5 protein-coding genes (1 of these 5 only partly in view) are annotated in these 14,048 nt (G+C 65.9%); 2 read left to right on the forward strand and 3 right to left on the reverse strand.

Translation table 11 applies throughout. From position 1 onward, the window contains the following. Nucleotides 1–8,503: the final stretch of a non-ribosomal peptide synthase/polyketide synthase gene (locus tag AO356_RS29950; RefSeq protein WP_060742944.1), read on the forward strand. Its footprint begins 9,311 nt before the window's first position; only the last 8,503 of its 17,814 coding nucleotides appear in the window; its start codon lies off the left edge, out of view; the stop codon is at nucleotides 8,501–8,503. Next, nucleotides 8,493–9,842 (forward strand): MFS transporter, encoded by a 1,350-nt coding sequence (locus AO356_RS29955; protein ID WP_060742945.1) that lies wholly within the window; start codon nucleotides 8,493–8,495, stop codon nucleotides 9,840–9,842. Before AO356_RS29950 ends, AO356_RS29955 begins: the two co-directional genes overlap by 11 nt. A gap of 89 nt (nucleotides 9,843–9,931) precedes the next feature. On the opposite strand, the gene AO356_RS29960 is transcribed toward AO356_RS29955, so the two are convergent. From AO356_RS29960 to AO356_RS29970, 3 genes are read right to left on the reverse strand one after another with little or no spacing between them, the layout of a single operon-like run. Then, nucleotides 9,932–10,510 (reverse strand): NADPH-dependent FMN reductase, encoded by a 579-nt coding sequence (locus AO356_RS29960; RefSeq protein WP_060742946.1) that lies wholly within the window; start codon nucleotides 10,508–10,510, stop codon nucleotides 9,932–9,934. Continuing rightward, complete coding sequence (locus tag AO356_RS29965) at nucleotides 10,511–12,913, reverse strand: efflux RND transporter permease subunit (RefSeq protein WP_060742947.1); 2,403 nt, start codon at nucleotides 12,911–12,913, stop codon at nucleotides 10,511–10,513. It abuts the gene before it with no gap. Continuing rightward, the gene (locus AO356_RS29970; RefSeq protein ID WP_060742948.1) at nucleotides 12,910–14,004 is read right to left on the reverse strand and encodes a WD40/YVTN/BNR-like repeat-containing protein; all 1,095 of its coding nucleotides are present in this window, start codon (nucleotides 14,002–14,004) and stop codon (nucleotides 12,910–12,912) included. The genes AO356_RS29965 and AO356_RS29970 overlap by 4 nt, the downstream gene beginning before the upstream one ends. Nucleotides 14,005–14,048: the final 44 nt, after the last annotated feature.

A 14,048-nucleotide genomic window follows, 5' to 3' on the forward strand; every position in this document is an offset into this window, starting at 1 on the left:
GCGCAATGGCCGCGAGCCGGCGCTGGTGGCTTACGCCGTGGCCAGTCCTGGCCACGGGCCGTTGGCGCCGGCGGCCCTGCGCGACGCCCTGGCGAACCGGCTGCCGGGCTATATGGTACCGGCGGTCATCATGCCGCTGGACACCCTGCCGCTGACACCCAACGGCAAACTCGACCGCGGCGCCCTGCCACTGCCCGGCGAGGAGGCCTGGAGCAGTCAGGCCTACGAAGCTCCGCGGGGTGAGCAGGAAACCCTCATGGCCGCCATCTGGCGTGACCTGCTGGGGGTCGCCCGGGTCGGCCGGCACGACAATTTCTTCGAATTGGGCGGCCATTCACTGCTGGCGGTGCAATGGGTCTCGCGGGTGCGCCAGCGCCTGGGCCTGGAATTGCCCCTGGCGACCCTGTACGCGAACCCGACCGTTGCAGCCCTGGCCCCGTTGATGGCGGGCGCGGCGCGCTCTGCCCTGACGGCGATCCCGGTACTGCCGGACACTGCCGAACGGCCGCTGTCGTTCGCCCAACAGCGGCTGTGGTTCATCAGCCGCCTGGACGCCCAGGCGAGCGCCGCCTACCACATCAGCGGCGCCCTGGCCCTGGATGGCGAACTCGACGAAGCCGCCCTGGACCAGGCCCTGACCCGGATCGTCGAGCGCCATGGGGTGCTGCGCACCCGGTTCGTTGAACAGGACGGCGAAGTCCGGCAGGTCATCGAGCCAGAACCACGCTGGGGATCCTCGCGCCTGACCCTGGAAGCCAACGACGACGCCGGCCTGCGGGCGGCCCTGGCCACCGAAGCGGCGCAACCGTTCAACCTGAGCGAAGGGCCCTTGCTGCGGGCTCTGCTGGTGCGACAGCAGGACCAGCGCCATGTGCTGCACCTGACACTGCACCACATCATCGCCGACGGCTGGTCCATCGGCGTGCTGGTAGACGAACTGTCGGCCCTCTATAAGGCCTTTCGCCGGGGCACGCCGGACCCGCTGCCGGCCCTGGCGATCCAGTACGCCGACTATGCCGCCTGGCAACGCCAGTGGCTGGCCGACGAGCGCGGTGCCGAACAGTTGGCCTACTGGCTCGCGCACCTGCGCGACGCACCAGCACGCATCGACCTGCCCAGCGACCGGCCGCGGCCGCCGCGCCAGGACTTCAGTGGCGCGCGCCTGGCGGTCGCCCTCGATCAATCCACCAGCGCCGCGCTCAAGGAACTGGGCCGGCGCCACGGCACTTCGCTGTACATGACCCTGCTGGCTGCCTGGGCCGTGGTGGTCGGGCGCCTGGCCGGCCAGGAGCAGGTGGTGATCGGGACACCCGTGGCCAACCGCACCCGCGCTGAAGTCGAGCCTCTGATCGGCTTTTTCGTCAACACCCAGGCGCTGTGCGTCGACCTGGGCGGGGAACCGGATGTCGGCCAATTGCTGGCCCAGGTCCGCGAGCACGCCTTGGGGGCCCAGGCGCACCAGGACGTGCCGTTCGAGCACGTGGTGGAAGCGCTCAATCCGCCGCGCACCTTGGCCCACAGTCCAGTGTTCCAACTCATGTTCGCCTGGCAGAACGCGCCGCGCGGAGCCTTGGACCTCGATGGCCTGAGCCTGACCAGTGTCGCCGGTGAGCAGATCACCGCACCGTTCGACCTGTCCCTGGAGCTGTACGAAGCCGATGGACGCATCATCGGAGGACTGAACTACGCCACCGCATTGTTCGATCCCGCCAGTGTGCAACGGCATTGGGACTACCTGGCCAATGTGCTGCGCCAACTCTGCCTGGACGACCGCCAGCCGGTGGCGCGGCTGTCGCTGGTGGACGACCGGGAACGCGAGCGCCTGTGGCACCAGCTCAATCCGGTCCCGACGCCGTTCCCCGAAGCAGGCTGGGTGCATCGGCCGTTCGAACGGCAAGCACGGCAGCAGCCCGAGGCCCTTGCCGTGGAGCTGCATGGACGCGGTTTGAGCTACGGCGAACTCGATCGCCAGGCCAACCACCTCGCCGCGCAGTTGTTGGAACTGGGCGCAGGCCCGGGCCAACGGATCGCCATCCACCTGCCCCGCAGCCTGGAAATGATTTTGGCCCTGTTGGCCACGCTCAAGACCGGCGCGGCCTATGTGCCCCTGGATCCCAGCCAGCCCATCGCCCGCCGGCAGGCTATCGTCGACGATTGCCAACCCTGCCTGCTGCTCTGGGATGCCCAGCGCGTCGAAGCCCTGAGGCTCGGCGAGCGCTGCCCGGCGCTGTCGGTTCGCCTGGCGGCCACCGTGGGTCCGGCGTCCGTCCTGCCGGAACTGGCGCCGCCGCGGCCAGATGACCTAGCCTACGTCATGTACACCTCCGGCTCCACCGGAACGCCCAAGGGCGTTGCCATGGGCCACCTGGCCTTGAGCAACCTGTTGGCCTGGCAGGCCGCCCAGGCGCTGCCCGGTCCGGCGCGGACCCTGCAATTCGCCGCGCTGGGCTTCGACGTGGCGTTCCAGGAAATCTTCTCCACCTTGGGCACCGGGGGCACCCTGGTGCTGCTGGACGAGCACCAGCGCCTGGACCTCGCCGGCCTGCCCCAATGGCTGGCGCAGGCGCGGATCGAGCGGCTGTTCCTGCCCTACATCGCCCTGGCGACCCTGGCCGACGGTTGGGCCGAGGCGCCACTGGCGTTGCCGATGCTGCGGGACGTGATCGTCGCCGGCGAAGCGCTGCGCATCAACGGCGCCCTGCGCGCGCTGTTCAAAGCTCATCCCCAGGCCCGTCTGCACAACCACTATGGCCCCACCGAAACCCACGTGGTTTGCACCCACACCCTGTCCGGTGATCCTGCGCTCTGGCCGGACCTGCCGGTGATCGGCCGGCCGATCGCCAATACCCAGGTGTGCCTGTTGGACGGCAGCGGCCAATGGGTACCCCAGGGCGCGGCCGGCGAACTGCATGTCGCCGGCGTGGCCCTGGCCCAGGGTTACCTGAACCGGGCGCAGCTGAGCGCCGAGCGCTTCATCGAGCACCCTTTCGACACCACCCCCGGCGCGCGCCTGTACAAGACCGGCGACCTCGCAAGCTGGACCGCCGAGGGCACCCTGCAGTACCTGGGGCGCAACGATTCCCAGGTCAAGATCCGCGGTTACCGGGTCGAACTGGCCGAAGTGGAAAGTCGCCTCGATCAGTTGCCCGGCCTGCGCGAATCGGTGGTGATTGTTCTGCCGGGCGACAACGGTCAGGCGCGGTTGGTGGCCTATTACAGCGCCAGCGAGACTCTCTCGCCGCTGACGCTGCGCAGCCAACTGAGCGAGCGCCTGCCCGAGTACATGCTGCCCAGTGCCTTCGTCCAAGTGCCGGCACTGCCGATCACTGCCAACGGCAAGGTCGACCGTCAGCGCTTGCCGGCGCCTCCCGCCGATGCGTTCGCCCAGAGTCAATACAGCGCGCCCCAGGGCGAGTTGGAAATCACCCTGGCAGCGATCTGGAGCGAATTGCTCGGGGTCGAGGCAGTGGGTCGTGACGATGACTTTTTCGCCCTGGGTGGGCACTCGTTGCTGGCGTTGCGCTTGCTGGCCAAGGTGCGCCATCGACTGGACCTGGAAATGCCGCTCTCGGCGGTCTTCGCCCAGCCGCGCCTGCACGCGCTCGCCGCCGCCCTGGGCAACGCCGGGCGCAGCCGCCTGGGGCCGCTGCTGGCCAGTGACCGTAGTCAGCCGCTGCCGCTGTCGTTCGCTCAGCAGAACCTCTGGCTGATCCAGCAGCTCAATCCGGATTCCACCGCAGCCTTCAACATGCCCGCGGGCCTGCGTTTGCGCGGGCACTTGGATATCGGCGCGCTGCGCAGGTCGCTGGACCGCATCGTCGCGCGGCATGAAAGCCTGCGTACCCGCTTCGTCAGTGTGGCGGGACAGGCGCGCCAAGTGATCGATTTGCCCCGAGCGCTGGCCCTGACGACCCTGGACCTGAGCGCCTCCGGCGCGACGGACTGGCAATCGATCTGCGCCGAGGAAGCCGCTCGGCCGTTCGACCTCACGCGCCAATGGCCGATCCGCGCAAGCTTGCTGCGGCTGGACCACGACGACCACGTCGTCCTCGTCACGCTGCACCACCTGGTCTCGGACGGCTGGTCCATGGGCATCCTCACCGACGAGTTCTCCCGCCTGTATCAAGCGTTCAGCCAGGGGCGGGTCGATCCACTGCCGGCCCTGGACCGCCAATACGGTGATTACAGCCTCTGGCAGCGCCAATGGTTGCAAGGCGACGAACTGCAACGCCAGCGCGCCTACTGGACCCGCCACCTGCAGGACGCACCGACCTGCGTCGTCCTGCCCACCGACCGGCCGCGGCCGGCGCGCCTGGACTACGCCGGCGCCAGCCTGCCGGTGCGCATCGACGCTGAGCTGACCCACGGCCTCAAGGCCCTCGGCCAGCGCCACGGCACCACGCTCTACATGACCGTGCTGACGGCCTGGGCGGTGGTGGTCAGCCGGTTCTCGGGCCAGGACCGGGTGGTCATCGGCTCGCCGGTGGCCAACCGCAACCGGGTCGAGTTGGAGCCGCTGATCGGCTTCTTCGTGAACTTCCAGGCGCTGTGCATCGAAGTGGACGACGCCCCGACGGTGGACACCCTGCTGGCCCGGATCAGGGACCTGGCGCTGGCCGCCCAGGAACACCAGGACCTGCCGTTCGAACAGGTCATCGAGGCACTCAATCCGCCACGTTCCCAAGCCTACAACGCCGTGTTCCAACTGATGCTGGCCTGGCAGAACGCCCCGGCGGGCGAACTGGACCTGGGCAACGGCTTGCATCTGGAAAGCGTCGGTGCGCCGGTGACCACGGCCAAGTTCGATCTGGCGCTGGATGTGCACGAGGTGGACGGCATGATCGAAGGCGGCTTCAACTACGCCACCGCGTTGTTTGACGCCGATACCGTGGCTCGCCACTGGCAGGCGCTGCTCTCGGTGCTACGGGCGATGGTCGCGGACGACCGTCAATCGGTCGCCGACATCGACCTGCTCAGCCAAACCGAACGCGAGCAACTGCTCCATGGCTTCAACCCCGCCGTGGCGCTCCCCACGACCGATGGCGAGCGTCTGCACCAGCGCTTCGAGGCCCAGGCAGTCCGCCGCCCGGACGCCGTTGCGGTGGAGTACGGTGAACAACGGCTCAGTTATCGAGCGCTCAACGAGCGCGCCAATCGCCTGGCCCATCGCTTGCGTGGGCTGGGGGTCGGCGCGGACAGCCGCGTGGCAATCCATGTCGAGCGCAGCCTCGACATGCCCATGGCCATTCTCGCGACCCTCAAGGCCGGCGGCGCTTATGTGCCGCTGGATCCGGTCTACCCGGCCCAGCGCCTGAACTTCATGCTGGACGACAGCCAGCCGCGGGTGCTGTTGACCCTGGCTGATCTGCCGGTTGAACTGCACGTACCGGCCGGCTGCGAAGTCCTTTCCCTGGACCCGGATCGCGGCGGCTGGCGCGACCTGCCCTGCAGCGATCCGGCAGCCGATCCGCACGCCAGCGACCGCGACCTGGCCTACATCATCTACACCTCCGGCTCGACCGGCATGCCTAAGGGCGTGATGATCGAGCACCGCTCGGTGGTGCGGCTGTTCAGCGCCACCGATGCCTGGTTCGGCTTCGATGAGCGAGACGTCTGGACGCTGTTCCACTCCTACGCCTTCGACTTCTCGGTCTGGGAGCTCTGGGGCGCGCTGCTGCATGGCGGCCGGCTGGTGGTGGTGCCTTACCTGACCTCGCGCAGCCCCGAAGACTTCTACCGGCTGCTGGTGGAAACCGGCGTCACCGTACTCAACCAGACGCCCAGCGCCTTCTACGCCTGGATGAAGCAGACCCGCGCCGAACCCCATCGCCTGCGCTGCATCATCTTCGGCGGCGAGGCCCTCGATGGCGCGGCGCTACGGCCTTGGTTCGAGCGCCCGGACAGCCAGGGCACGCAGTTGGTGAACATGTACGGCATCACCGAGACTACGGTGCATGTGACCTACCAGCCCATCGATGCCGCCCACTGCCACGCCGGACTGGCCCCCATCGGCCGGCCGATCCCCGACTTGCGGGTCTATCTGCTCGATGAGCGGGGCGAACTGGTGCCCCGCGGCGTGGTGGGCGAACTCCACGTCGCCGGGCCGGGCCTGGCCCGCGGCTACCTCAACCGTCCAGCGCTGGACGCCGAGCGATTCCTGCCGGCGCGTTTTGCCGGTGGCGAGGGCGAACGTCTCTACAGAACCGGCGATTTGGCGCGTTGGAGCAGCGACGGCACCCTGTACTACCTGGGACGCAACGACCAGCAGGTCAAGGTGCGCGGCTTCCGCATCGAGCTGGGGGAGATCGAAGCACGCCTCACGGCGCTGGACGATGTGCGTTCGGCACGGGTCCTGGCACGCCAGGACGAACCCGGTGATCCACGACTGGTCGCCTATCTGCTCGCCGAACCGGGCCGCCAGTTGGAGCCTGCGTCGCTGCGGTTGGCATTGGCCGAACAGTTGCCAGCACACATGGTGCCCGGCGCCTATGTGCAACTGGAACGATGGCCGTTGACCGCCAATGGCAAGGTCGACCGCGGCGCCTTGCCCGCGCCTGACCGGCAAGCCCTGCAACAGCGTCCCTACGCTGCGCCCCAAGGCGCCACGGAAAGCTTGCTGGCACAACTCTGGGCACGGTTGCTGGGGGTCGAGCAGGTGGGTCGCGAGGACAATTTCTTTGCCCTCGGCGGCCATTCACTGCTGCTGGTGCAAATGCTCGACGCCCTGCGCGAACAAGGCCTGGGCGTGTCCGTGGGCGACTTGTTCAACGCCGCGGACCTGGCGGCACTGGCTCGTGAAGTGCGGCCTCTGGATGCCCAGGCCGTCGACCAGCAGGCGCTACTGTGCATCCGCGCCGGCACGGACCAACGGGCCCCGCTGTTCTTCATCCACGAAGGCACCGGCGAGGCGCTGCCCTACGCTCGCCTGGCCCGCTACCTGGACCCGGCGCTGGGGATATACGCGGTGCAAGCCGCCGCCGAACTGGAGCAAGGCATCTGCAACGAGACGCTCGCCAGCCGTTACATCGCGCTGCTGCGCAAGGTCCAACCCCAGGGCCCATACCGGCTCGCCGGCTGGTCGGCGGGCGGCCTGCTGGCCTATGAAATGGCACGCCAACTGCGAGGCGAGGATTGTCCGGTGGCGTTCGTTGGCCTGATCGACAGCAGCCAGCCGGGCGCACTGCGCGCCGCGGCGGTGACCCTGGATTTGGACGATGACGCACTGCGCCAGCAACTGCTCGCTTATCTGACGCAGCACTGGCGCAATGGGGCCGGCCAGGAGCCGGGGGACGCCTGGCACGCAGGCCTCGACCTTGATGCGCTGATCACCACGGCCCAGGAACATGGCTGGCTGCCCGGCGGCTTTGACCGCCAGGCACTGGACCGTCGCGCCCGCCTCAACCTGACCCTGCGCAACGCCATGGTCCGCTACAGGCCGGCGCCCCTGGGCCTGCCGGTGCACTTGTTCAGCGCGACTTCGCCTGTGCCGGGATTGTCCAGCCCGAACGGGCTTGGGGCCGATTGGCAGGCTCTGCTGGGCAACGATCTGGTGGAGCAACGCATCGAGGGTGATCACTGGTCGATCATGCGTGACCCCGAGCCGCTGCGACACCTGGCCCAAGCGCTGGAGCAGGCCTTGAGCCAGGCCGGACGGGATGTCGACGAACCGCGCGGCGGCCGTATCGGCTTTGTCTTGCAGACCGGCGCGGCGCAGGCGCCTTGCCTGTTCATGATCCCCGGTGCCGGGGCCAACGTCGCCAGCTTCGTGCCGCTGATCCAGCAGTTGGATGGGCGCTTGAACGTGATCGGCCTGCAAGCCCGCGGCTCCGATGGGCGCTGCGAGCCCCACGGGACGGTGCAGGCGGCCGCTAGCGCCTATGTGAAGGAGATCCGCAGACAGCAGCCGGATGGCCCGTATTACCTGCTCGGCCATTCGTTCGGCGGCTGGCTGGCGTTCGAAGTGGCCCGTCAGCTGCTGGCCGAGGGCGCGTTGGTGGCACCGGTGTTGCTGCTCGACAGCCGCGCGCCCGGCCCGCGTCTGGCCAGCGACGCGCGCCACGCCCTGGCCCGTTACGTCGGCTTGCTGGAGATGGATGCCGGGCGCGACCTGGGCCTGGACATCGACCGCCTCGCCAGCCTCGAAGTCGACGAGCAATGCATTCAACTGCTGGCGAGCATGCAAGCGGTCGGGCTGATGCCGGCGCAGGCCCGAGCCGAGGCGTTGCAAGGGCCACTGCGGGTGCTCCAGGCCAACCTGGCGACGCAGTACCAGCCAACACCGCCCTACCCGGGGCCCGTGGTACTGGTCGAGGCTGGCCAGCACAGCGCCGAACCGGACGACCCGGCGCGACGCTGGGAGGCGTTCGCGCCTAACTGCAGGCGGCACGTTCTCGAGGATTGCAATCATTTGTCGATTCTCAAGTCTCGCGCGGCGCCGGCCCTCGCCGGTTTGCTGTGCCACCATTGGCCCGTGATCGAGGCACTGCCAAACCATGGCGATTGAACCTTCGCTACGCCCCTGGCTGTGGGCCTGGGGCGCCCAGGTCGCGTCCACCCTGGGCTCGGCCCTGGCGGCATTCAGCCTGGGGATCTGGTTGCTGCAGCAACACGGCAGCGTCACCGACTACGCCTGGGTCATCGCCCTGTCAGCCTTGCCCGGACTGCTGCTGGCGCCGCTGGCCGGCTGGCTGGTGGACCGCTGTGAAGCGCGTGCCCTGCTGTTGGGCGTGGAAGCCTGTAGCGGCGCGGCGGCGCTGGCGCTCTGGTGGCTGTTCGAATCCAACGCCCTGGACCGCTGGCAGGTGTACGCTTTCGCCGCGGTGAACTCCAGCACTTTGGTGGTGCGCATGCTGGTGTGTCAGGCGGCCATCCCGCGACTTCTGCGCAGCCCCCAGGCGATCGGCCGGGCCAATGGCCTGATGCAGTTGATGGTGGGCTTGCCACAGCTGATCGCCCCCACCCTGGCGGCGCTGCTGTTGGGCAGCGTCGGGGTGGCAGGGGTGCTGTTGCTGGACCTTGGCGCCGTGCTGTTATGCGCCACCGTTCTTGTCTGGATCGGCCTGTTCGTCAGCGCCGTGCGCGGCACCGGCCAGGTCCGCGTCGGCGCCGAGGGCGGATCGTCGGTGGTCCTAGCGGTGCTGCGTGGGCGTCCGGCGCTGTGGGCGTTGCTGGCCTACCTCGGGCTGGAGCACTTGATGCTCGGCCTGGCCTCGGCGCTGTTGTCGCCACTGGTACTGGAGCGCCACTCGGTGCTGGTACTGGGCACACTGATGACCTGCGGTGGCCTGGGCATGCTCGGCGGCTCGCTGTGGGTGGTGGCCCGGCCGCCGGCACGGCTGATCCGCACTGTATTGCTGGCCGACCTGCTGCTCGGCGCCGCCGTCCTGACCATCGGCGCCAGCGCTTCGCCGGTGGTGCTGTATGTGGCCGCCTTCGTCGCGTTCGGCTGTTTTTCCCTGAGCACCAGCAGCGACCAAAGTTTCTGGCAACGCAGCCTGCCCGCCGACGCCCTCGGCCGGGTCTTGTCGGCCCGGCAGATGGTTTGCCTGCTGGCAATGCCCATTGGCGCCCTGGGCGCCGGCGCATTGGCCGACGGCTGGGCGATCACATGGATGAGTAAAGCCGGAGAGTGGCAGGCCAGACTGGCGCCGCTGTTGGGAACGGGCAAGGTGGGCGGCCTGAGCCTGCTGTTTGCCGCGGCTGGCCTGTTGTATGTGCTGCTGGCCAGCCTGGGGCTGGCCTTCGGCCCCTTGCGTAGCCTGCAGCCGGGCGCGGCACCCACTGCTCAGCCAATCAAAAAGGCAGCAGCCGACATGTCCAGTGGGCAGGCTCCAGCTCCTTGATTACCCCCCTGAGCCCTCCCACCGCCACAGCCCCTCGGAGGTCTGGGCACTGACCATCAACCTAATTCCGGACTCGTTTCCAGCGGGCATCAAGAACAACGTGAACGTCCCCTCATAGGCGCGTTAGCGATCTGCGTGATCAACACGCCAACTCCATCCAATAAAAAAGCCCGGGCTGATTCGTCCCGTAGCTGCCCCTGATCTATTTTGCCGGTCACGTTACCGATCACGATCTGCGGATAAACGACCTGCAGCGCCTGGATCGCCCAGAGCGTTTCATTGAGCTGTTGATGCGCGCGCACCCCACCCGTGAACGCCGGCGAGGCAGTGAAACTCAATACCGGGCAGCCCTGCAGTACCGATTTCCCATGAGGACGGGACAACCAGTCCAGCGCATTTTTCAACACGCCGGACATACCGTGGTTGTATTCCGGCGAGCCGATCACTAACCCATCGGCCGCCGCCACAGCAGCGCGCAAGGCAATCACGGCCGGTGGTGGATGGGCGCCATCGTCATCCTCGTTATACGGCGGGACATTGTTCAATTCGTGGAGCGTCAACTGCACATGTTCAGGCAACCGTTCGGCCACCGTGCGCAGGATCGCCGTATGGGCCGACTCTTGGCGCAAACTGCCGGACAAGCCCAGGAGGTTTATCGTTGCGGTCATTTAAACACTCACGGTCTGTGGCTTGGGCTTGAGGAGAAAATGCGCGAGCGCGGGCACCAGGATCAGCGCCCCCACCATGTTCCAGACGAACATGAAGCCCAGCAAAATGCCCATGTCGGCCTGGAACTTGATCGGCGACAGTACCCAAGTGGTCACGGCCACCCCCAAGGTAATCCCGGTCATCACCACCACCTTGCCGGTGGATAACAGCGCCAGGTAATAGGCATCCGACAGGCTGGAACCATTGCGCAGGTTGGCAAGCGTCACGCTGAGGATGTAGAGCGCGTAATCCACACCGATTCCCACCCCCAAGGCGATCACTGGCAGGGTCGCCACTTTTACACCGATGTTGAGCCCCACCATCAAGGCTTCGCACAGCACGGACGTGAGCATCAACGGCAACACCGTACAGACCACGGCTCGCCAGGACCTGAACGTGATGAAACACAGGGCAATGACCGCTGCGTACACCATGAACAACATCTGCACATTCGAACGTTTCACGACGATGTTGGTGGCCGCCTCGATACCGGCATTACCCGCCGCGTTCAGGAACTGAATCTGATCGCTGTCATGGCTTGCCGCGAACTGTTCGACCGTCTGCACCACGCGGGTGAGCGTATCGGCCTTGTGGTCCGTCAAGTAGACATACACGGTCAGCAGATCGCAGTTCTGGTTGAACAACTCCCGCGGTGCACGAGTGATGATCGCGTTCAATAGCCCCTGGTTACGCGGTATCTCGTACCACGTCATGCTGCCCTCGTTCATCCCGGCCGCGGCCTGTTTGCTCAGTGCCGCCAGGGAGGTGGTGGACACCACGCCCGGCAACTGTTGCAACTGCGCCTCCAGAGCATCCACCGTTACCAACGTCTGGTAATTGGCGCAGACGTACTGCGGGGTCTTGACCATCACCACGTACTTGTCGCTGCTGGCGGAGAAGTTGCTGACCATGAAGCGGTTGTCGGTGTTGTAGCGCGACTCAGGACGCAACTCCGGTGCTCCAGGATTCAAGTCGCCAATCTTGACGTGAAGGCTGATGGCAAAGCCCAGCGCACCCAGAACCACGCCGATGAAGATCGCGCCGCTGGCCCATTTGCGTTCGGTGAAGCGATCCAGGAAAGCCCAGAGCGGATGCCGGGCGTGATGAGCGTCCAGCTTGGAAAACCGGTCGTTGGCCGCTTCCCGTTGCGCCGCCACTTTGCTCACGCCGGTGTATGACAACAGGATCGGCAGCAGGATCAGGTTGGTAAAAATCAGCGTCAGCACACCGACCGTCGCGGTAACGGCCAGGTCCTGGATCACCGGGATCTTGATGATCATTAACACTGCAAAGCCCACGGCGTCCGCCACCAGCGCCATCAACCCGGTTAAAAACAGCCGGCGAAAGGTAAAGCGCGCCGCTACCAGCTTGTCGGCACCGCGTCCGATGTCTTGCATGATGCCGTTCATTTTTTGGGCGCCATGGCTCAAGCCGATGGCAAACACCAGGAACGGAACCAGGATGGAATACGGATCCAGGTCGAACCCCAGTGTCGGCAGCAAACCCAGCAACCAGACCACCGCGATGATCGAGCACAGCAGCACCAGCACCGTGCTACGTACACAACGGGTGTACCAGAACAACACGAGCCCGCAGATCACCAAGGTCGCGGCGAAGAACAGCTGCATCTGCCGCATGCCGTCCATCAAGTCCCCCACGACCTTGGCGAAACCGGTGATGTGAATCTGGATGTTCTGGTTTTCGTACTTGGTCCGAATCTGTTCGAGTCGGTTTGACAGTGCGTTGTAATCCAGTGGGGTACCGTCATCCGAGGCGCTTTCCTGAAGCGGCAGGAGCACGATGCTGGACTTGAAATTGGAGGCCACGAGCCGCCCCACCTCGCCCGACCGTTCGATGTTCTGCTGCACCTGTTCCAGACTGCTGGCCGAACCATCGTAATCGTCCGGGATGACAGGACCGCCATCGAAACCCTCCTCGGTCACGCCGATCCAGCGCGTGGCCGGCGTCCACAAGGACTTCATGTAGGAGCGGTCGACACCGGGGAGCAAAAACACTTCGTCGTTGATCTTCTTGACCGTTTCCAGGTACTCGGCACTGAAAATGCTGCCCTGTCTGGCCTCGATCGCAATCCGCAATGTGTTGCCACCCTCCCCCAACTGACTGCGGTTTTGCAGATAGTTCTGCACATAGGGGTGATCCGTCGGGATCATTTTTTCAAAGGCGGCATTGAGCTTCAGACTCAACGCCTGATAGCCGAGCACCAGGCTGAGCAACACGCAGATGCCCAAGACGATGCTGCGATGATTGAACAACAATCGCTCGACCAGGGTCCCGGAAGCAGGATCAAAGGCAGGTGATGCAAACGCAGGCGAGTGTTCGGCAGAGTGCGTAAAACTGTTCATTGTGGCGACTCCGACGATGCCACTTTTATGGCGGACGACAGCATGCCCCGCGTGCTGCTGATGATCAGGTCACCGTTCGCCGCTTGCGTCATGCCCGTGAAGTAACGAGGTTGAGGTATCTGAAGGACAGCGGCTTGCGTGTCGCCATCGGCAAAACGCAGCACCCGACCCGACTCGTCCGCCAGCAGGACCGATTCATCATCAAGACGCAGGCCGCTGGTCAACGTCACCGGCTGCAAGGTGTCGAGATGCTTCCAAGTCTCGCCGCGATCCCGGGACTCGAAGGCCTTGCCACGCAGTCCGAACGCCAGGATCGAATGATTGGCGGCCGATGCGAGACCGAAGATCGTTCCCTCGAAAGGCGGCGTCAGCGCCTCGAAGGTCTGGCCGGTGTCGCTGGAGCGCAGCAATGTCCCTTGCTCGCCAGCGATGAAGACATCGGCTCCTATCCGCGCGATGCCATAGAGATGTAATCCGTCTGGATTATCGACATGGGCACGAATGGACTGCCAACTGAGCCCGCCATCATGGGTGACGAAAGCCAAGCCATAGGCCCCCACCACCCAACCGTTTTGCGCGTCCAGGAAAAGCAGGTCGAGCAGCGGTTTGTCAGGCCCTTCATCTACCAGTTGCTGAGCCTGGGACAGACGCTCCTGGGCCCGCTCATCGGTGTCACGCCGGGCCTGCTCCAGTTCGATTTCGGCGGCTCGGACACCGTCGAGCTGTTTCGCCCAGGTCGAACCGCCATCCTGGCTGTGCAGCACGGTGCCGGCATGCCCGACTGCCCAGCCCTGGTTGTCATCGATGAAACGCACCTTGACCAGCGTCACGCTGACCGGCGAGCCGACTTGCTGCCAGGTCGCCCCGTTGTCATCCGATACGATGATGAAACCCCGCTCGCCCACGGCCACCAACCGCTGCCCTGCCCGGGCCACACTGAGCATGACCGATTGCGTTGCCATCGCGCTGTGAATCGCCGGTTGCTGGGACAATCCCGTCGTTTGCGCTACGGCGACCGAGCCATAAAACGTCGTCACCATCCACAGGCTGGCAATGAAGGCCTTTATAGGGCCGGAATAGAAAGTAGGCATGTCTGAACCTCGATGATGCCGCTCTCTGGAAGCGATGACCGTGC

The organism is Pseudomonas fluorescens, from assembly GCF_001307275.1.
Taxonomy (GTDB): domain Bacteria; phylum Pseudomonadota; class Gammaproteobacteria; order Pseudomonadales; family Pseudomonadaceae; genus Aquipseudomonas; species Aquipseudomonas fluorescens_AA.

What these genes read in the sequence shown, in the direction of transcription:
- AO356_RS29960 (WP_060742946.1), bottom strand. Translation starts at nt 10,510, where the DNA reads ATGACCGCAACGATAAACCTCCTGGGCTTGTCCGGCAGTTTGCGCCAA.
- AO356_RS29965 (WP_060742947.1), bottom strand. Translation starts at nt 12,913, where the DNA reads ATGAACAGTTTTACGCACTCTGCCGAACACTCGCCTGCGTTTGCATCA.
- AO356_RS29970 (WP_060742948.1), bottom strand. Translation starts at nt 14,004, where the DNA reads ATGCCTACTTTCTATTCCGGCCCTATAAAGGCCTTCATTGCCAGCCTG.
- AO356_RS29955 (WP_060742945.1), top strand. Translation starts at nt 8,493, where the DNA reads ATGGCGATTGAACCTTCGCTACGCCCCTGGCTGTGGGCCTGGGGCGCC.